We start from the raw sequence: 21,055 nt of genomic DNA on the forward strand, positions 1-21,055 counted from the left end.
TCCTACATATTAGGAAGCTTTTTAATTATTTAATTTAGCTTATTTAATTATTTTGATTTTGCTTCTTAATTATTTTGATTTTGTTTCTTAATTATTTTGATTTAGCTTCTTGATTCTTGATTTCATCCATAAATCTATTTTGAAGCGCTTTCATATTCTCTTCGATGTCCTTTTGTATGCAATGAATCAATATACTTAATACGATTAAAATCAAAGCAAGCACTCCAAATAGGAATAATCCAAGATAATCATAGCTTCTCTTATTTGTATAAGCTAAAACAATTGAGATTATTGCTATTATATTGAATACCATCTGCAACTTTTTTGTCTTTCCCATCTCAAACATATTATCCCTCCATGATAATTATTTTTATAAATAAATTCTTTATGTCGTTCCATTATGTATCTAATTTTACTATACAAGTAATACATCCAGTATTAGGAAAATCTTCTTTTTGTATTATATTGTATATCACTGTCCTATGTCCATAAATATCATCAAAACAATGTATTACTCTTTCATATTCTATTATTTCCCCTGACAATTATTACTTTATGTCTTACGAGTACTGCGCATACTTAGTGATGGTTCCTATGTTATAGGATGAAATCTCCTATTATGTTAAAACGATATCTCCTACAATCAAAAAAAGAGACTGCCATAAATGGCAATCCCTTCTTTATTAATTCTCTATTTTATGCTAGTTCTATATAATTTCCATCCTTCGTAACTTCAAACAAAGGAAGTTTCTTTAAGAATAAAATATCCTCACGATTAGCTGCATCTCCTTCTGCTAAAATAGCCGCTTTTTTAACTACATTCGCATTTGCCTTTTCTGCCAAACGTTCTAATGCTGCTAAGGATTCTCCTGTAGAAATAACATCATCAATTAAGCAAACTTTTTTACCAGCAATCTTAGCTACCTCTGCTTCATCCAAATATAGTGTCTGTTCCGAGGTTGTTGTTATGGAATTTACCTTTTCAGAAACAACATTTTTCATATAAGATTTTACCGATTTTCTGGCAACGATAAATGATTTATGATTTAATAAACGGCTAATTTCATATGCTAACGCAATCCCTTTTGCCTCCGCAGTCATGATATAATCAATATCTGCTAATTGCTTTGCCAATTCTTTTGCTGCTGCCTGAATTAATTCCGTATCACCGATAACAACAAAGCTTGCGTAAGCCAAATCTTCCTTTATCGCTACATAAGGTAACTCTCTTGTTAATCCACATACTTCATATTTAAATGTTTTCATATTTACCTCTCCTTCTGTGTTTGTAAATTTCAAACGTTTTAACTCCTGCACTTTTCTCTCTTTATGCCCCAAAGATAAATCGTGCTACAATACCAGCAAGCATTCCAAGGAATGGATCTGAAATTGCAGTTACACCCATAGTAATACCACCAACCATTGGATTTCCAGCCACAGCCGATGCAGCATTTGAAGGAACTGTTACCATAAGACCAAGCACTAATAAGAAACCTGAAATAGATGCTGTTGGTACGTATTTTCCTATCTTAGGAAGTAGTCCAAAGATTAAAATTAATCCCATGATAACCATCATAATAATACCAGACCATAAAGCATGTGGTGCACTTCCTGTTGCTGATATAATGGATTCAATTGGAGAACCACCAAAGAAAGAAGACACCATATCTGCAACAGAACTTATAACAGATAGATGATCAATATTCACTTCCGTGTTTGCCATGCTACCTGTAATGGCGCCAAATGAAATATTTGAACCGATATTTAAACATACCATACCAAGTGCACCACGAAGTACACGAGCATTCATTGTTAATTTCTGACGCTCAATTTTTTCTTTCTCTACAACTATAAAATTATTTTCACCTTTCATGTATCTACCAACGATACAAGATAAAATTACGGATACTGTAATTGTGTATACTAAATTCTGAGTAAAACTATATACGATAACTGCGCTAATTCCGGAAATCGCACCAATTATTTTATCTTTCTTAAACATATCTACTGCTGCTTTAGCAAGAATCAAACCAACGCCTGCCATCATTCCCGCCGCGATGTTTGGTCCAATGAAATCTACAACTTTTGTTAATAATCCAAACAACCCAATAAGTGCCATAATCACAGCACCATAGAAAATCATAGAAATACGCTCTTCTTTATTCTTTCCAGCCGTACCTGCATATGTAATGGTCTCTGCTTGGTAGGAAATAGGTGCCACACAACCAGTCACTGCATTACCAATCGCTCCTGTGAAAAAAGCAAATGCAGTTGGAATGGAGGCGAACCCGAAACTAAGCGCTAACAACCCCTGTGGTAAACCATTTAAGACTACACTAATGATAGCTAATATGTCTTGTAAAATTTCATTCATATATAATCACTCCGTTCTCGAATTGTCTTTTGTACTACACTACTAATGTACTTTATTAGAGTACAATTGACAAATAACGAATTCTTGCGTGTTTAAGAAGGTGTCCTTATAGGAAATAAATGGAGAAATAAATGGAGTAATAAATGTATAATGAAGATTCTCATGCCGAGCGCAGTCGCTTTAGGGACATATTTCATGTTAAGTGAGTGCACATTCTTAACGAGTGATCTTTAAATAATATGAGGTAATTTTTATCATAAAAAAAGACCGTTCGAAAACGATCTTTTTAATAAATTTAACTTAATACCCCATTATATTATCTATTGCGACCTCTTCTCCATCAGATGTATATAATGAAATACTATTGTCATTGTTATATGATGGTATTATTATTGAGAATGGCTCAAATGGATTTACTGTAATTGTTTCTACCATTTCTCCACTATCTACTTCAATTTTTGCTACCTTCTTTTCATTCATGGAAAATAGTGCCATACCCTTGCCTTCATATGAAAAGCCTTGTATTCCTGACTCAATCGCACCTAATGAGCCTCCTGAATAGAAGAAATAACCATAATAAAATCCATCTCTTTTTAGATAAATTGAGAATGTATGGCTATTTAAATCCTTGTCATAAAACAATAACGCACCGATTTCATTTGTTGTATCTTTTGCAACGAGCCAATCTGCACTAATTCTTTGACTTTTACGGGCATCTTGCTCTAGCTTACTCGTTGAAACACCGCACCTCTCACTTACAAAAATAGTTACTAGAATTAATAGAATTATGATTATCAATAGAACTATATATGATTTTTTGTTTTTCACTGCACCCCTCCTCCTGTAACCATCTGCTGCTCCCCTTGTAATCTCACCTATGGTATTTACTTATACATTTTATATGTAAAAAACTTAAATATCACTTCATTTGATTTCTTATCTCTTCTTCATGTTCTAAACAATATTTATACCCCTTTTCCATAAAAGCAATAATAGAATTGTTCTCATATAAACTGAGCAATGTTTCAAGTATAGGATTACCACCTATTTTCATTGAATAAAAATAATCATAAACACATCCGTTTTCAAAGTATGGATTTATGGAATATAATCTTTTATCATGTCTCATAATTGGGTCGACTACCATTTCACTAAAAATCCATTTTAAATGTGGTGACTCGTATTCATTTTTATCATCATGAAAATGTGTATTCCATACAAAGAACCAGATAAAGTGAATGATCTCATGAAGAGCTGTTCCCAATGCTCCTTTTTCACTATTTAGATGAAAAATATCAAAACTAGTATCCTCTAAAAATCGAGGGCATATTGGATTCAATGTAATATTTGCTACCATATCGTTAAGCTTATCTGACAACGGAATCTCAAAGGCATCTTCTAAAGCTTTTTGAATGTCAACTGCATTGGCATCCCAATAATTTTGATAATCAATTACCTTTTTATCAAGCTCCTTAAAATTAATGGCTTCACTAAGATTCTCTCTCAAATATTCTCTACGTTTTGCCTCTGATAATGTATTAAACTTATTTTTATCTATTTTAGGATAAAAATAAAATAGAGAATCCGTCCAAAACTCACTATGAGTACCATCATGAAACGGCAGGATACTATCGATACTATATTCTAACTCAGGATTTATAAACTTTAATCTCATATTATCACTCCTTAAAATTCATTTATCCTATTTTACTTTTTTACAAATATACTGTCAATTATTACTAGAAATGAAACACTTTCTTAACTCCTAAGGCTTCAAGATAATAGCATTATTCCGCTGTATTTTCCTTCGGTCTAAGAAACATGCTATAAGTGCCATCAGCACACCTTCTATAACAAGTATTAAAATAATATTATTTCGTGCTGTGGCATAGACTTCAATTGTATATAGCTTCCTTGCCATAGATAAATATGCAAAGGCCAAACATCCTCCTGTAACATTAATAGTCAACAATGTACTATGGGAATTTCTATGCTTAACACTAAGCAATATCGTAACTACAAATATTATCATATGAATGAATGCAACTATCAAAAGCTGACGAGGGTAAAATGCCCCTAGCCTAGCTGCCAGCATTCCAAATGGGATTGTAGCATTTTCTAACCACTGTACGATTAAATATTCGATAATTATAATATAAAAGGTTAAAAACATCCCTAGACCGGTCATTGCAAAATCCCATCTAGTTTTCACTCTTTTTAAAGTAAATTTCGATAATATAAAATAAGTACCCAACGTCAAAAATGGTGATACCACATAATAAGTGCTCAAAGAGACGCCTTTATTATTACTTATACTAAATACCATTCCAATAGCAATAAAAGCAATCATTAATCCCAATATAAGAAGATTCTTGTCTATAACAAGGTTTTTAACATTTATCAAAAAATGATTCTCTTTTTTCTCCTCAACAGATACCATCTTCTCCGCTTCCATTCGATAGATACGCATAGTACAAGCACCGCATTCTATAATATGCTCCTTAATAAGTTTTTCTGATTCTTTTGAGCAATTGTTATTAACATAAGATGGTATTAGATCTTTTATTATTTCACAACTTAATTTCCCCATTTTTCATCCTCCCCTTTTAAATTCTCTCCCTGTATAAATGTTCACTAGTTCTCCCAATAGTTTTGTTCGAGAAGATAAAACTGCTGGATATCATTATATTTTAGCTGAGCTTCAAAATGATCAGATCCGGTTGCGTGAACAGCTGGCATACTCAGTACTATTCCGTCAGGTTTAAGAAAATAAGAAACATTACCCACTATACTAAAAGGGTCTACTGTTTGAGTATTGAGAACCTTGTCCAAATTAACCCCTATATAAACGTTTGAATATGAATTAACCTATGCACTAACGATATGATTTCGTCAATTGAACCTTCTTTGGCGAATTCGAAATTAATTCCTATTTCTTCCTCATTGCTTTGTTCGATTTTACTACAAATATCATTGATTAGCATAAAACTATTATAAAAGTCACTTAAAAATTCATTTACACCATAAACTTCAAATTTAAATGGTAATAATGTTGCAAAATCAAATTGTATCGCATCTTCCCTTTTCATCTTGGTTTCAACAAAAATATAATTTATATCAATTCCAATATCACACACTCTAGGTATCGTTATTACTGGGATTGGAAAGTATTCCTTAACCCAATCACCTTTTATGTCTTTAACCCAGTGATTATTATAATAGCCCTTAACAAATTCCAAGTTTTCAAGTTTTAACCTTTTTCGAAGCATATTTTCAATTATACATATTGGTTTATATACAGCGTTTAGTATTTCAATTGTATCCATACAGAAAATCCTCTTTCTAGCAATTCTTAATCGTACATAATAATAAATCCAATCTTTAATACACATTTACAACTATCTTTTTTAAAGCAAAAAGAGAAAAACTAGATATTTTCTAGGTTTTCTCTTCTAATTGAGAAACACAAGATAGAATTCTAACTCCTTCATACAATTTACCTTCACATTATGCTAATACACCAAAGATATACTTATTCTCCTTCAAGATAGTTTACTTCCGAATCTATTTTGAAAGATTTTTGCATATCACCAGCCAAAATACGCACTTTCCCTGTGCTTGGATAGATAACCACTTCCGACGAGCCTACTGTATGGACATCAAGGTAAAGAAGCGGCTCATTTGAATTATTGGTCAACATATGGGCGCCGTGTTCATTTGGCGGCATTACAATTACATCTCCTTCAGAAACTTCAATATCACCTTTTGGTGTTTTTAACGTAGCAGTCCCAGCAATTATATAAAATACTTCTTCATTACCAGTATGCTGATGATATGGATAATTACTTTTTCCCGGCTGTAACGTATAGAAATTGACACTTAGTTTTCCATCTCCGCTTCTGGATGGGGAAGTCACTTCACTTCTTTGAAATTCAAAAGATTGATTATGCTTACCATTTTGATCATAAATTTGATTCAAATTGACATCCCTGTATTGTGCTGTCTTTACATTTTTTATTTCTAGCTCTTGCATGATAACATACCTCTCAAAATACTAATAATGTTCAGTTTACTATCTAAAATAATAATTAATTTCACATCGGTTTAGAATTTACTTAATTATACATTTCCTGAAATAGGAAGTCAAATAATGTTTATGCTAGAACAGCGTTTCTATTTCTTATCTTGTACACATGTTTTACTAGAAAAAAATTCGCTAACCTTTGATTAATAAAGATTAGCGACCATTTTCATATGTATTGTATTTCTATTTACCTATTTAAAATCAGACCGAAAAATTGGAATTTGTCTAGTATCTGATTTATACCATCATCTAAATCATCCTGATACTACCATAAATATAATGTTTAAAACAATCAACAAATGCAGTACCATATGATAAAAATCTGGGATTAGTCGTTTATTACTCATTGGAATAATTCTAACTGTATTTTTAAAACACTTATTGTAACCTTTTAATTTTTTCTCAGTCACCCCAAAAATAGTATAAAACCAATGACAAAAAAATTGTACAACTATCCAAAACATTAGAATAACTAACAATGTCCATTTTCCCACTAAAGGATTCGTCAAGTACATAGCAATGCCCAGGCTATATAAACATAGCATAAAAAACTCTGCACTTTTTATTCCCATTCCTTCAACTAACATCCACTTTCCAAACTTATACGTAGAAATGCAGCCAAAAAACCATATCCATAATCCAAACAGCAAAATATATTTGAACAATTTAAATTTACCCCTGTCTATTCATATTCTACAGTCCTGCTATACCATTCTAAAATTAGTACTATAAATCACAATAATACCTACTTCCTTTTTCTGTTTTTTCATAAGGTAAAAAACCTACCTTCTCAAAGCATTTTCTTGAGCCAATATTGTAATCATATATCTCGTCTACATAAATGCGTTTATAACCTAAACTTTTTGCTCTTTCAACGAGTTTATTAATAACTCTTAATCCTATTTTTTTCCCACGACATAATCTCTCACCAATAACAATAGGCATATCATCCTTGCAAAATGTTACATCTCCAATAGGCTCGAATTGACCATCGTCCATATACTCAATAAAATATAACTCACCATTATTATTTAAATATTCATACATTCTTTTTAATCGTTCAATTGTATATGGCATATCTTTTCCATCTACTAATAGTAACGTCTCACTATCCTGATACCATTTAAGCGCAAACTCACATTTGCCATTGTATTTTATTAATCTAATTTCATCATCTACCAAAATGTATTCTGGCTGTTTCACTCCTAATATTGGCATTTTTTACCTCCTAAAATTTTATACAAATTCAAATTTCCACATGTTTTCAGCTCATCACAAGCCCGAAATTTGTCTCTATATGATATACCTATCTTCTCTTATCAAAATAGATGCAATGAAAAAAGAAAGAGGTTATCCACTTCCAATTTATATTCAATAATAGTGCAAACGTTTTTATGTAACTGTATTTAACTGGAACTCAATCTCATCGGATAATTGCAACTCATCAGATTAGTGTCTTGATGATAATGTGCTTTTTTACTTATCAGACAATTTACTCCATAGATAAATGGCATATATAACCATTATGACAGATTGTATTAGAATTACAATTACCTCTGTTGTTCCTTTAACCAATGAAATCCAATTCACAAAGTCATACATAGCATGCCAAATTATCACAAATACAATACTTTTCGTTAATAAAACTATTTCGGATGCAATAATACCAAATATTAGAGCATTTACTATGGTAAGCGCAGTCATGACAATTCCTACGCCTGAAAATGCCTGAGAAGCATGTACAACCGCAAAGAATACGGCAGATAAAATTACGGTTTGTTTTATCGAAAAACAAGTAATCAGTTTTTGCAGGATAATTCCCCTGAAATACATCTCTTCTGACAATCCAATTGCGATTGTAAAAAAGATTAAAGCAAAAATAACATGAACATCTTTATTTACACCTAAAAAAAGGAACCCTACTTTCGATACAATTAATGGTACAAAATATAACACAGTTTTTATACTACCTTTTTCTATTCCATTAAAACCGATTTGACCTAATCTCATTTTTGTAATCAACATAAAGAGTGCAGGTACTGTAAGTGACATCATCATAAAAATACCTTGTACCCAATAACTATTTAAGGTGTCCATATCATTTATGGTTACAATCACACCAGATACAACCGGAAAAATCATCAGAACAATTGAAAATATAAAGGCACTGAATACCGCCATTAATTTAGTATTTTTCATTTTATCACCTGTCATATTAATCTCCTGATATATATAATCCGAATGTCAAATTATTTTTATTGTTTCTAAAATAATAGCACCATATTTATCTATATAAACAAATAATTTCCAGTCAATTAGTGTACATATAGTTTTGGCATGTATCTCTTACACTTCATCAAATGGTGTATACTTCCGTCCATTCAGAGATAATTGAAATTCTGCATTCGTCTGTGAAATAAATAAAATAAACATTTTTCTCTTATGAAAGAAGTGTAGTTTCGGGGTGAAAGTCTCCATGAATAATTGTATTGTTTTTGCCAGTATTAAATCTTGTATAAATAAATATAGCATAGTGTCATATTTATGCTCTACTATTTATCGGCGTTTTCATCTGCACGCTGTTTTATTTTATAAAAAAAAGCCTGCTTACCTTCTGTATATTTTTTTCTGTCGTTGAAATATATCTTGAAAAGCTCTTGTTTTAATAATTCATATTCTTTTGCATATTCCGGATACGAACTTATAAAATCTCTAAACTTTATTTGGTCAAAAAATGCTCCAGTTTTTTTTCTTCATAACAATGTATATGTTGTAAAGAAACTTCTCCCTCACCTCTTAAAATAAAAAGATGCTTTCCAGTCACTACTTCTCCAAAATACTCATATCCGTTATCCTTCATTATTATGAAAACAGAGTCTGATAGAGCTTTAAAAACTATTGCGATGTCTAACATAGGTTTAGCCATTATACCTTTTATCGCAGTACTGCCTACATGTTGAATATCGACAACATTTTCACCGTGAATATTTGCAAGAGTCAGTTTTGTTTTCTCAAACCCCTCCGCCCATTGTTCGTCATGTTCTACTAAAAGAACTTTATATTTGGGGACCCCTATCTTAAAGTGTATACTTTCTTTTTAATTAAAATTTATTAAAATCATTTATTCACTTTAGAAAGGCACTAAATAATCTCAATGGCATGCGCGTATTCATGGGTACTCACCAGTAACAAAACAAAAAAACTCAAAAGCACCATATTTACTGATGTTTTTGAGGTAATTTAGTAAGCACGAGACGGGATTCGAACAGCTCCCCGAACACAAATATTGATAAATAGGAGGTTTGCAGCTTCTGTTATTTATCTGCACACATTCTTGCACACATGGGATGCGTGCATTTTTTATACCTTTTAATTATCATTATTCACTTAGATTGTTATTTAGTTTCATCCCTAACCAAATTAGTACACTTGGAACTATAGTAAAAAGCAATAAATAATATGAACTATCTATGTTAAAAACAGCCATAAAAGGAAATGAATATGCATTATAAAGACAATAAGGTGCCCAATTTACATTTTGACTGACGTCTAGAGTACCATTAGATAAAAAATAAGTAAGTATCCATAGAAAAATTCCAATAATAGAGACTATACAAACGCTAAGTCTCTTTCGCGTCAAATCCCATTTTAAACATATTTTCCCTGACATGAAATATGCAAACGCAGCTCCTAGCAAAATAATAACTGCTGTTATTTTACTTGCTATGCCGTAAGCCAATTGACTATCATCAAGTGCGCTCATATTATTAATAATAAAAGTAAATATAAAAAATGAAATAAAACTAATAATACCATGTATAAGCAGAGCTATAAATCCATTTTTAAACATAGTTCTCATTTCTCCTTATGACTAATTCTCTGTTGCAAACTAATTTAAATTTAGCCAAAGCATATTTACATAATTATACATTTTCAAATATAAGAAGTCAATCGACATATCTAAAGTAGACACCAAATTACTGTTTATGCAGGTGAACGGTGAAAGAATGATGAACAGAAGCTTTAATTACTGGCTATCGAAGCATTTTAGAGATATCAGAATCACCTACAAGAGCAGCCATTGCATCTGAAGAAACTTTGCCAATCGGTTATTCCCAAAAGAAATGTCTTTGACGGAAATTAGTGAATATCTTGGTCATGAGGATAACCTTTTTGGCGTCAGACAGTGCTGCACAGATTATTTTTAGAAATAAAAAAAAAGGAAAGCTTGATTTTACTAGCTTTCCTACCTTCTCAATGAAGCACGAGACGGGATTCGAACAAATCCCCGCACACACAAATACTGATAAATAGGAGGTTTGCGGCTTCTGTTATTTATCTGCACACATACTTGCACACATCAGATGTGTGCTTTTTTCTTGAGTTTTATTTAGCTTAATTCGCATTAGTGTAAGATTGTAAATTAAGTACTTTTTCTTAATTCAGATATTATAAGGAATATTGGTAAAAGAAATAATACTCCCCATATTATCCAAGCTAATAAATCAAATCATGTAGTTCTACATAGAGTTGATTAAATAATTTATTTTGTTCAACCCATAATCCTATTCGCAATTGTAAACTAATACAAGGCAACTCACCACTACAAATTGGAATTTGCCGCCATCAATTCTTATACCAAACTCTCTTCATCCGCTGGACGATGCTGTGGCAACGTAATATACCATCGCACCCCAAATTTATCCATTACAACAGTTGCTAATGGACTCCAAGGAAATGAACAAATATTTGTTATCATTTTACCTTCCTCTTTCAAAATTGAATAAATGCGATAAAACTCATCTTCTGACATAACGGTATAACCCATCTCAACAGGATTATCGTACGACAAGCTCATCCCATTGGGGAGATTAGTATCATTTGCTTCCGCAACAGCGAGAAAAGGGGCACCATCCTTCAGCAATTCCGAATGAAAGTAATTTCCATCTTCATTTAGCACATGATACCCTAGTTCAAGTCCAAATGTATTACAATATAAATCAACAGCTTCTTTACTATTTTTTGCGTAAATACCTATTCCAAGACTCATAATTCATCTTCTCCTAACTTAAAACACAACTTCTAATTTGTCTGCATCTCTGTAAATTGGAATTTGTCTACTTTACCTTAAATCGATAGAACTTTCCAACGGTATGAATTTCTCCACCATTACATTCATAAGGTACTTCCTTTTCAAATGAAAATCCTAACATTGTAATAACCTTTCCAGAGGCAGGATTTTCTTTGGCATGTACTGCAATACATTCCGTCATCCCCAATTCATTTATCGCATAATTCATAACTTTTTTCATTGCTTCTGAAATATAACCTTTCCCCCAATATTTCTTCCCAAGATTATATGAAATGTCCCAATTGTTTTCATCATCATTAAAAAAGACAAGACATGTTCCGATAATCTCCAGCGTTTCTTTTAATACAATAATCCAGCGTTTCCATTGATTGTTGTCAATTTGATTAAGTTCATAATTTACAAATTTCTTTGCTTTCTCAATATCCGAACTTGCTTTCCAGCACATATATCTTGAAACATCTTCATCTTGCATCCAACAATCAAAAATCAATTTTACATCATCAATTAGAACCTCCCTTAAAAGGAGTCTCTCTGTTTCTATCCTTGGTGTTCTCAACATCAATCACCTCCACAAATTCAAATTTATTACTGCAGTATTGCAAAATCTTTAATTTAAAATTGGAAGATACAGAGAATTAAATCAATATGCAACTTACCAATATTATACATTTCAAAATAAAGGAAGTCAATCACACTCTGAAAGTGTAATACTACACTTTCCCGAAGTGTACACTTCTTCACATGACATGATAACGGTTACTCGTTATATCTTCGAGTAAACGGTTATCTTTTTTGTTTTTTCAGATATCGCTATTCAGATAATGGCATATTAGGTTTGTATTTATCATGAAAGGAGTAAACAAAACAAACTAAAATTTAAAAATTAACAAACAAATGAAACAACAGACTGAAAACAAATTTTATTTTTGTTTTCGTAAGGTGCTATCAGTTTACTGGTAAAACCTTATAGCTGGTAAGTCAGCTGCCTGTAAGAAAAAAAAGAAGAGAGAACGAAGTTCTCTTGACTCAAGACGTATCTGTAGTTGAATTTTATTGAACAAACCACTGTTTTTGAGATTGTAGACCATTAAAAATCACTCCGTTAATAATGGTCAGGCTGGATACCCTTCGACTGTATCCTTAGGAGTAATAATCACTATGCCCTGTGATTTAAATAAATTGGGCGTGCTCAGCTTTAACTTATAAATACAATCAAAGGACGTGGTAAAAATGGCTCGTAACAGAGAAAAGAAACACCAATCATTGGTTCATCAGGTGGAGATGAAATTAAAATCAAAAATGGCAATTGGTCATTCGAAATATGATGACCAGAGGGCAGAACGTACACTATTGAAAGAAAAGCGGAAAAAGGATTCTAAGGCAATGTTAAGTTATCAAGAACGTATTACCATACATAAGATTTATACTTGGAGTACCTTTCAGGATTATCAGAAACATGCCTGTTACTTTGTTAAATGGTGCAAGGAACGTTATGGATGCAGGATGCTTTCCGAGTGCAGGCAGTATGTAGATGAATGGCTTAAGGAAAGGGCTGTGCTGGCTCCTCATTCTCAGAAGCTGGAAGCATGTGCACTAGCGAAGGTTTTTGACTGTACGACAGAGGATTTTATTAAAACAGCAGTACGACATAGGTCTGGTATTACAAGAAGTCGGAAAGCTGCAAAACGTGATAAGAATTTCTCTGAAACTAAGAACAGGGAATTCATAGAATTCTGTAAAGCCACCGGATTACGTAAAAAAGAATTGAAATGTTTAAGGGGAACACAATTAGTCTTTAAGAACGGAATTTATTACATAGCTGTTACCAGTGGAGCAAAAGGTGGCAGATACCGTGAATCCCCTATCATTTCAAATGTTGATGCAATTGTAAATCGAATGAAGGAAGCCGGAAACGGTAAAGTATGGACATATGTTCCTGATATGGATGTTCATTCTTATCGTAGCGATTATTGTACCGAAATCTATACTACATTAGCAAGACCGCTAGAAAAGATACCGCGGAACGAACGCTATCATTGCAGAAGTGACCTAAAAGGCATTTGCTATGATAAGCGTGCTATGCTAATCGCTAGCAGGTGCCTTGGCCATAACCGAATTAATATCATTGCAGAACATTACATCCGCTAACTCTTATGCCCGCAGGATCTGCGGGCATATTGTTGTAAAAAAGCTTCGTTTTTAAACTCTCCTATCATATTGTTCTATGAAACACGAAACAAAGTGTTAAAAAACAATTAACAGGAGGTCACATGATTATGCTTGATGCATTATCTATCTTGCAGGAAGCTTATGAATGTGGTATCTTGGATGCAACAGAAGTCGCAATAAAAATAAATATGACCAAAGAAAACTTTGTAAAAAAGCGTCATCCATATTCCATAAGCTCCAGAAAGGATGGACGCTTCATAACCACCGTAAGGAAAGAAGACGAAGAAAGACAGCAGATAGCCGCACCATCATATGTAGAACTGATTAGTAAGCTTTACGATTATTACAATGACCGCAAAAGTGATTATACTATCAGCGATTTATATGAGATGTGGATAGAAAAGCGAGGAAAGCAGTCTGTAGAAGGTACTATCGATATTAAGACTGTCAAACGGGATGAACAGCACTGGCGTAAGTATTACGCCGGAAGCAAGCTTGTCACAATTCCCTTAAGGAAAATAACCACCAGAATGCTGAATGATTTTCTGAATGATTCCATTACCACATTTAAGTTTTCCCGTAAGGAATTCAACAACATGAAAACTATCTTAAATGCAGTCTTTCAGATAGCAATGGATAAGGAGATTCTATCGGTAAATCCACTTCTCAATTCGCATACGGACGTAAAGTTCCGCTCCATTCAAAAGAAAAAGGATGGTTCTAGGCTCTATCTGGAAAAAGAAATGGAAATCCTTGAAGACTTTCTCTATCAGCAAGGAACCATTGAAGCCTATACGATTTTAATGGATTTCCAAATCGGAACAAGGATAGGTGAACTGGTTGTTCTGCAAAAGGAAGATATGCTTGATGGTGAAGTCTATATTCACAAGATGGAAATTGTCGATGAGGAAAGAGTAGACGGAGTATATATCCGCAAAGGCTATAAAGTTGTGGAATATGTGAAACATGATATTTCCTCTGGCTATCGGACTGTTCCTTTAACAAAAAAGGCAAAAAAGATTCTGGAAGAAGTAAAAAAGCTCTCACCTGACAGTGAATATCTTTTCACGCAGTCAAATGGTGAAAGAATGACGAGCAGAAGCTTTAACTATTGGTTGGAGAAGTATTGTAGAGATGCTGGAATAACGTTTAAGAGCAGTCATTGTATCCGAAGAACCTTTGCTAGCAGGTTGTATGCAGAGGGCATGCCTTTAGAGGAAATCAGTGTGTATATGGGTCATGAAGATACTGATACAACGAAAGGTTATATCTACAATTACAACGAAATCGAAAAGAATCGTGCCTATATGGACAAAGCATTATAGCGATTCGAGTACGTAAAAGGATGTTGCACACATCCTGCACACATGATTTCTAGACACAAAAAAACAGGAAAGCCTGAATTTACTAGCTTTCCTGCCATTTTTCATTAAGCACGAGACGGGATTCGAACCCGCGACCCTCGCCTTGGCAAGGCGATACTCCACCACTGAGCCACTCGTGCATATTAAGTTGTTTCAATTCGTTTCGCTTAACGCAAGATATAATATACATTATGAAACTTGTTTTGTCAATACTTTTTTAAATTTATTTTTCATTTTTTTATTTCATCTTCTAACTTTGAAAAACCTATGACTGGAATCAATATATGCATACTATATTTCTTTCTCAAAACATACATACTATTCTAATTATTACAAATAATAACCCCCGTAAGCATTTCTACTCTTTATATCAAAACAAAACATATCATGGAGGTATTATTATGTCTTATGTTGCTCCTGAAATTAGAGATCGTTTTGAATCTCTATCACCAGCCTTGAAAAATATTATCTTAGAAAAGAATGTACAGCTAAATACAATTCATGATCTAATTCGAGTTCTTGAAGAAATTGTCTCTGAAGCAGAAAATGAAAATTAATCGCTTTGCTCTTTTAATCCAAATCCTTTTTAGGAGCATTGGATTAAAAGAGCAAAGCATTTTAAATTTTATATATATGATTTAATCTTATAGACTTTCTTCTTAAAATTAGTTATCTAATAACATAAAGGAACGCTCCACAAGTTCAATATTACCGCTTGAATTATGAATAGTTACATCTCCGATATCTTCTTGTTTATTCAATAAATCTTTTTCTTGTAATCTTCTTTGTAACTCTTTTGCAGTTCCTAGGCTTCCATCTATAATCTCTGTTTTAGGACCTATTACTTTAGTAATAGCCTCTTTTACAAATGGATAATGTGTACAACCAAGTACAATCGCATCAATTCCCATATCTTTATATGGTCCTAATTTTTCATTTAAATATTGATGCAACTCTTCACTATCTAACTCTCCTCTTTCCACAAATTCCATTAATCCAGGACAAGGAAGAGGGATGATTTCTGCTTCATCTTTATGTGACATCATTAAATTATGAAATTTTTCTTCTTGTAAGGTCATAGTCGTTGCCATAATAATAATTTTTCCGCCTGGATAGGATGTAACTGCTGGTTTTAATGCTGGCTCCACTCCTATGATTGGTATGTCACTGTATTTTTCCCGCACGGCAGTGATTGCTGCACTTGTTGCAGTATTGCAAGCTACTACAATTGCCTTTACACCTTGATTTAATAAAAATTCTACATTATGCATCGTCAAAGCTTTCACTTCTTCTACTGTCTTCATTCCATAAGGAGCATTCTTAGAATCTCCATAATATTCATAATTTTCATTTGGTAAAAGCTTGATAGTTTCTTTTAAAATGCTTATTCCTCCCAAGCCTGAATCTATAAATCCTATTGACTTTTCACTGTGATCCATCTTTTTACCCATTGCATATTACCTCGATTTCGATGTAATTCTGCCATAAATAAAAGGTTGAAAGAATTATTTATGGCAGCCCTTTCTAAATTTATATTTTCTTTCAATCTTCTCAATCAATTTTTAACTCATTACTTCTAGAATACACAATTTAATAAAAAAATACAACCCATTCCTAATACGTAATTTTTAATCTAACTTGCATGATTATTCGTTCGTAATAATATAATGAAGTAATGAAATCACATGTATTAATATATTCGAGTTTATTTCATAAGTTTAATCTAAATTTTTTCATCAATACAATATTAAACAATAAATATATAAAAACATATGGAGGTTACCATGGGCATTTTATCAAAACTATTTTTAAAACCAAAACAAGTTACCGTACAGAGCACCAATAATAATCGTCAAAATGTTGATAGTAATAATTATTGGGCCTGCAAAAAATGCGGTACACATAATTCCAATTCTTCATTAAGTTGTAAAGATTGTGGTACATACAAATAATGAAAAAGGCAGACGCAATTAATAATTTTCTATGAGCACTCTATGTTTTCCATCATCAAAAACATAAAACACTCATAGAAAAATCTATATTGCGACTGCCTCTATTTTTTATAAATCAATTTCTAGAGCGATCGGACAATGATCACTTCCTAAAACTTCTGGATAAATAATACTATCTTTAATCTTTTCACGTATATCATTGGATACTACAAAATAGTCAATACGCCACCCAATATTCCTTGGTCGAGCTGCTGCACGGTAAGACCACCAAGTATATTGTTCTTCCTTATCTGGATATAAGTAACGAAAACTGTCTGTGAAACCAGCTTCTAAAAGGTTTGTGAACTTATCACGTTCTTCATAGGAAAAACCTGCATTTCCAATGTTTTGTTTTGGATTTTTAAGATCAATTTCTTCGTGGGCTACATTTAAGTCTCCACACATAATTACAGGTTTCTTCTTTGACAATTCCACTAAATATTCTCTAAAACAATCTTCAAATTCCATACGATAAGGAAGTCTTGCTAGTTCATGCTGTGAGTTTGGAGAATAGCTTGTTACAACATAGCAATTTTCAAACTCTAAAGTAATGACTCTACCTTCATCGTTATATTTTCCATCAATTCCGTTAATTACTGCAATTGGTTCCTTCTTTGAAAATATAATAGTTCCAGAATATCCTTTCTTATCTGCTGAGTTCCAATACTGATGATAGTTTGGAGTTAAAACTTCAGCTTGTCCCTCTTGCATTTTACTTTCCTGAACACAAAAAATATCTGCATCCATTTCATTAAAAAAGTCCATAAAGCCTTTTGTCATGCAGGCTCTTAATCCATTCACATTCCATGAAATTAACTTCATGTTTCCTCACTCTCCTTTTATTCAAATTAATCGTTTAGTTTCAAAAATAATCCACTCTCATCAAATTGAACATTTATCCTTTTTTTCGAAAAATATTCTTTTATAACCTCGTGCATTTCATCGTATTTACCTTCGGTACCACAATTACTTAATGGTTCTATATTTATGGATTGTCCTCCACAGCTATCTCTTAAATGTATTCGAAAAGATAATCCTTTTTCTTCTAATATATGATTTAATTCTATGATTTCTTGAAATGCTATAATCTTCATAGTTACCTCTTTTCTAGGATATTTCTAAAAAATCAAACCTACTTTTTAATTAATTTTCATGTAATATCCTCATTAAAATTTATATCACGTATTATTTTTCTTTCAGATCATTCATTTGATGTTGTTTATTATTCTATCTTTACTATAACATTAGACTTGTCGCTACGCAATGGAAAGCTTGGAAGCAATATTTTGAAAATAAAGTTCATATTATATTGAATCTGAGAAATACTACTATTAAACTAACTATGAAAGGATATATAAAATGAAAGATAATGAATTTGATATTTCAAATATAAAACCATTAACCGATATTTTAGCTAAAAATCATCCTAATTTAAATAGTGCTCCAGATACACCCCCAGAAGAAAATGCTGCAAAACCAATCGGTATGATTAAGCAAATGACCAATGCAACAACGAAGTATACCTATGAAGATTGTGATTACGATAAAATAACCAATAAGAATGAATAAATGATAAAAGGGCCATCCAAAATGATTTTCCACATAAGTTAAACCTAGAAATTTAATTTATGGGAGCTCAGCTTGTTATGGCTCTTTTATCTTTAATGAAAGAAGTTTTTAGCTTTCATAATCCAATACATAAGCAATACGTGATATCATTTCAGGATGCTTCTCTTTATAATAATTTATAATGTTCCCTGTATCCATACCTGTAATCTTATATTTTTGTCCATTTTTAACCTGAATAAAAAGATCGTTCTTAAATTCATCCTTTTTCCTTTGAATCTTCGCCTTTTGTGCATAAATCCCTTGAATATCCTCTACCGGAAACACAACGGTTTTCGCACCTTTATGACAAAATGTATAGGTATTCCCTATTCTAATGTCACCTTGAAACGCTTTACCTTCTTCATATTCTTTTTTTATGTAAGATACCTGCTCTTTATTTAAATTCGCTAATTGTCTTTTGAAGTTCCTTTGATAGCCGCCTGTTAATGCTTTAATAACACGTATTATAATTATCAGGAATAAAACAATGCCGCTTCCACCCCAGAGTAATAAAATGAATGGATCGTTATATGCTTTATATGTTGTTTGCAAGATATAAGGTAATATTTCGGTAGAAGCATCTAATTCTATCCCTTGTTCTACTAAATATTTATCAAACGCTTCTTTTTCTTGAGTATTCATTTTTCTAAGAATACCTGAAAATTTAAGTGTTGACGTTCCCTTAGTCTCATTTCCTTTTAACATTTCCAATGTTTGTTGCTGTAATGAAGACATGAAATTATGTAATCTATAGTCCGCCTGTACAGCAAAATAGGTTTTATGTCCATTATACGATGCTAAAAAATCATTTGCAGGTATACCAGCTGATTTATCACTCATAAACGATGTATAAATAGCATCTATCTCAACACTAACCAACTTATTATCCATATTATTTTCTGATATTGTAAGTATATCCTTAGGTCTTTGGAATAATGATATTGTCTCTTTAGCAAATACAAAGCAAAGTATAATTGCAATAATAATTACAGCCTTCATGGATTTTAATACTCGTTTTGCAGATATAAGTCTCATTTTTTTAAACATATTTTTATCCCCCAATTATAGTTTTTTAAATTTGACTAAGACGATTTATATTAACTACGAGAAAGCAATCACCTCTTTTGCCCCAATTCCTTGGAACCCTGAATTTAGTAATTGAAATATTTTCTATTTATCCAATTATACAATATATTACATTTTCTACAAGATTTATTGCGTCAATGATGCAAAATCCTGTCTCAATTTCCAGCACCAGGAATATGTTTTTCTTGCTTTTATTTCCTACCATTAAAAAACACCTTCATACCTAGATTCAGTCCAGGTTTAGAAGGTGTACTCCAATTTTAAAATAGTTTTTTCTTTTTAAAAAATATAATACAAGCTACTACAACAAAAATACTTAACAAAATTACTGATATGTACCCATATTTCCAAGTTAGCTCGGGCATTGTTGTAAAATTCATTCCATACCATCCTACTATAAGAGTCAATGGTAAAAAGATCGTTGTAACTACAGTAAATACTTTCATTATACGATTCAAGTTATATTCTAATGTAGCATCGTAAGCTTCTCTTAGATGAATTAAACCATCACATAAAGCCTGGGTATTACTACTTAAACGTGTTACTTTATCTGTAAATATTTTAAAGAATCTAAGATTCTCTTCTTGGAAAATATCATTTTCATTCTCTTGCAATTCTTCTCCAATATCAATTAATTGCTCATAGTAATTTTTTTGAATCAATAATCGGTTCTTAAGATAGAAAATGCTTTTATTTAAATCTTCATCAACATTTCCCTCGACTAAATCATGCTCCATTTTTAAAATATTCGCTTCTGTTTGCTCTAATGCTTTACTACCGCCTCCCACCAAGCCTTCTAGGATGCCATAAATAATTTTTTCAATTGTTAATTTCTGAGTGAATCGACGGATTGCCTTTTCAAACATCTCTTTTGTACTTCCATCTCGATCAACGATTTCAATTAAAACAAATAAATTCTTCGTAATATAAAATGCAATACGGTCACTTTCTTCACGCAAATCTAAAATGTTTACAATATTAATATAACCAAAAGTAAAATCATCATATACATCAATACTATTACGGAAATGTGTCTGATCTGCAAAGCCCTCCGTAATTAAATATTCGGAAATGCCAAGTTGTTTATAGCATTTTTTTAATTCATCCATTGTTAGATATCCAATGTTTATGTTGTCTGATTGTATGTCATTTAGTTGAATGTTATCTAGTGATACTTCTACTAATTTTGAATCACGAATGGAATAAAACATAACACCCTCCAATATTTAATTTATTCTTCTTTTGAAACACCAGCTACGATCCATTCCCTATCTTTTCTTCTCATCA

The 21,055-nt window shown here is 32.1% G+C and carries 24 protein-coding genes and 1 tRNA gene; 4 read left to right on the top strand and 21 right to left on the bottom strand.

What is annotated here, in order from left to right:
• Positions 1-91: 91 nt before the first annotated feature.
• From BN4220_RS05400 to BN4220_RS05475, 15 genes are all read right to left on the bottom strand, one after another.
• On the bottom strand, positions 92-346 hold the full coding sequence (locus BN4220_RS05400) for a hypothetical protein (protein ID WP_066714500.1): 255 nt from the start codon (positions 344-346) through the stop codon (positions 92-94).
• Positions 347-696: 350 nt separating this feature from the next.
• Entirely contained in the window at positions 697-1,266 is a 570-nt protein-coding gene (locus BN4220_RS05405) for a phosphoribosyltransferase family protein (RefSeq protein ID WP_066715431.1), read from the bottom strand.
• 61 nt (positions 1,267-1,327) lie between these two features.
• Positions 1,328-2,374, bottom strand: coding sequence for a guanine permease (locus BN4220_RS05410; RefSeq protein WP_066714502.1), 1,047 nt, complete (start codon positions 2,372-2,374; stop codon positions 1,328-1,330).
• Between the two features lie 300 nt (positions 2,375-2,674).
• Complete coding sequence (locus BN4220_RS05415) at positions 2,675-3,202, bottom strand: hypothetical protein (RefSeq protein WP_066714503.1); 528 nt, start codon at positions 3,200-3,202, stop codon at positions 2,675-2,677.
• 91 nt (positions 3,203-3,293) lie between these two features.
• On the bottom strand, positions 3,294-4,049 hold the full coding sequence (locus BN4220_RS05420; protein WP_066714504.1) for a hypothetical protein: 756 nt from the start codon (positions 4,047-4,049) through the stop codon (positions 3,294-3,296).
• Between the two features lie 90 nt (positions 4,050-4,139).
• Entirely contained in the window at positions 4,140-4,964 is an 825-nt protein-coding gene (locus tag BN4220_RS05425) for a zf-HC2 domain-containing protein (protein ID WP_066714506.1), read from the bottom strand.
• 250 nt (positions 4,965-5,214) lie between these two features.
• Positions 5,215-5,700 carry a DUF3201 domain-containing protein gene (locus BN4220_RS05435; RefSeq protein WP_066714513.1) on the bottom strand — a complete coding sequence of 162 codons (486 nt, stop codon included), beginning with the start codon at positions 5,698-5,700 and terminating at the stop codon, positions 5,215-5,217.
• A 206-nt stretch (positions 5,701-5,906) separates the two neighbouring features.
• Positions 5,907-6,407 carry a cupin domain-containing protein gene (locus BN4220_RS05440; RefSeq protein ID WP_066714517.1) on the bottom strand — a complete coding sequence of 167 codons (501 nt, stop codon included), beginning with the start codon at positions 6,405-6,407 and terminating at the stop codon, positions 5,907-5,909.
• A gap of 305 nt (positions 6,408-6,712) precedes the next feature.
• A complete protein-coding gene (locus tag BN4220_RS05445) occupies positions 6,713-7,045 on the bottom strand; it encodes a hypothetical protein (protein ID WP_242867739.1) in 333 nt (110 codons plus the stop codon).
• 139 nt (positions 7,046-7,184) lie between these two features.
• Positions 7,185-7,676, bottom strand: a complete 492-nt coding sequence (locus tag BN4220_RS05450) for a GNAT family N-acetyltransferase (RefSeq protein ID WP_066714521.1) — start codon at positions 7,674-7,676, stop codon at positions 7,185-7,187.
• Positions 7,677-7,934: 258 nt separating this feature from the next.
• Positions 7,935-8,672, bottom strand: a complete 738-nt coding sequence (locus tag BN4220_RS05455; RefSeq protein ID WP_066714523.1) for a CPBP family intramembrane glutamic endopeptidase — start codon at positions 8,670-8,672, stop codon at positions 7,935-7,937.
• Between the two features lie 505 nt (positions 8,673-9,177).
• Positions 9,178-9,546, bottom strand: coding sequence for a GrpB family protein (locus BN4220_RS20620; protein WP_082812136.1), 369 nt, complete (start codon positions 9,544-9,546; stop codon positions 9,178-9,180).
• Between the two features lie 291 nt (positions 9,547-9,837).
• A complete protein-coding gene (locus BN4220_RS05465) occupies positions 9,838-10,308 on the bottom strand; it encodes a hypothetical protein (protein WP_066714527.1) in 471 nt (156 codons plus the stop codon).
• A gap of 783 nt (positions 10,309-11,091) precedes the next feature.
• Positions 11,092-11,508, bottom strand: a complete 417-nt coding sequence (locus BN4220_RS05470; protein ID WP_066714529.1) for a VOC family protein — start codon at positions 11,506-11,508, stop codon at positions 11,092-11,094.
• Positions 11,509-11,575: 67 nt separating this feature from the next.
• Positions 11,576-12,109 (bottom strand): GNAT family N-acetyltransferase, encoded by a 534-nt coding sequence (locus BN4220_RS05475; RefSeq protein ID WP_242867740.1) that lies wholly within the window; start codon positions 12,107-12,109, stop codon positions 11,576-11,578.
• A 671-nt stretch (positions 12,110-12,780) separates the two neighbouring features.
• Between BN4220_RS05475 and BN4220_RS05480 the strand changes: the two genes are divergently transcribed.
• Both BN4220_RS05480 and BN4220_RS05485 read left to right on the top strand, forming a co-directional pair.
• Complete coding sequence (locus tag BN4220_RS05480) at positions 12,781-13,698, top strand: hypothetical protein (protein ID WP_066714531.1); 918 nt, start codon at positions 12,781-12,783, stop codon at positions 13,696-13,698.
• A gap of 128 nt (positions 13,699-13,826) precedes the next feature.
• Complete coding sequence (locus BN4220_RS05485) at positions 13,827-15,044, top strand: tyrosine-type recombinase/integrase (RefSeq protein ID WP_066714533.1); 1,218 nt, start codon at positions 13,827-13,829, stop codon at positions 15,042-15,044.
• Between the two features lie 107 nt (positions 15,045-15,151).
• Here BN4220_RS05485 and BN4220_RS05490 read toward each other — a convergent pair.
• A tRNA-Gly gene (locus tag BN4220_RS05490) sits at positions 15,152-15,223 on the bottom strand.
• Positions 15,224-15,484: 261 nt separating this feature from the next.
• Here BN4220_RS05490 and BN4220_RS20230 point away from each other — a divergent pair.
• A complete protein-coding gene (locus BN4220_RS20230; RefSeq protein WP_197467914.1) occupies positions 15,485-15,640 on the top strand; it encodes a hypothetical protein in 156 nt (51 codons plus the stop codon).
• A gap of 108 nt (positions 15,641-15,748) precedes the next feature.
• On the opposite strand, the gene murI is transcribed toward BN4220_RS20230, so the two are convergent.
• From murI to BN4220_RS05510, 3 genes are all read right to left on the bottom strand, one after another.
• A complete protein-coding gene (murI, locus tag BN4220_RS05500; protein WP_066715433.1) occupies positions 15,749-16,522 on the bottom strand; it encodes a glutamate racemase in 774 nt (257 codons plus the stop codon).
• Positions 16,523-17,143: 621 nt separating this feature from the next.
• On the bottom strand, positions 17,144-17,896 hold the full coding sequence (locus tag BN4220_RS05505; protein ID WP_066714536.1) for an exodeoxyribonuclease III: 753 nt from the start codon (positions 17,894-17,896) through the stop codon (positions 17,144-17,146).
• A gap of 26 nt (positions 17,897-17,922) precedes the next feature.
• On the bottom strand, positions 17,923-18,168 hold the full coding sequence (locus BN4220_RS05510) for an RDAC family protein (protein WP_066714537.1): 246 nt from the start codon (positions 18,166-18,168) through the stop codon (positions 17,923-17,925).
• A gap of 265 nt (positions 18,169-18,433) precedes the next feature.
• Here BN4220_RS05510 and BN4220_RS05515 point away from each other — a divergent pair, with 265 nt between their 5' ends.
• Complete coding sequence (locus BN4220_RS05515) at positions 18,434-18,643, top strand: hypothetical protein (protein WP_066714538.1); 210 nt, start codon at positions 18,434-18,436, stop codon at positions 18,641-18,643.
• A gap of 108 nt (positions 18,644-18,751) precedes the next feature.
• On the opposite strand, the gene BN4220_RS05520 is transcribed toward BN4220_RS05515, so the two are convergent.
• A complete protein-coding gene (locus BN4220_RS05520; RefSeq protein ID WP_066714540.1) occupies positions 18,752-19,729 on the bottom strand; it encodes a DUF6709 family protein in 978 nt (325 codons plus the stop codon).
• A gap of 299 nt (positions 19,730-20,028) precedes the next feature.
• Complete coding sequence (locus BN4220_RS05525; RefSeq protein WP_066714542.1) at positions 20,029-20,979, bottom strand: magnesium transporter CorA family protein; 951 nt, start codon at positions 20,977-20,979, stop codon at positions 20,029-20,031.
• Between the last annotated feature and the right edge of the window lie 76 nt (positions 20,980-21,055).

The sequence above is a fragment of the Clostridium sp. Marseille-P299 genome (genome assembly GCF_900078195.1).
In the GTDB taxonomy this organism is placed as follows: Bacteria; Bacillota; Clostridia; order Lachnospirales; family Lachnospiraceae; genus Lachnoclostridium.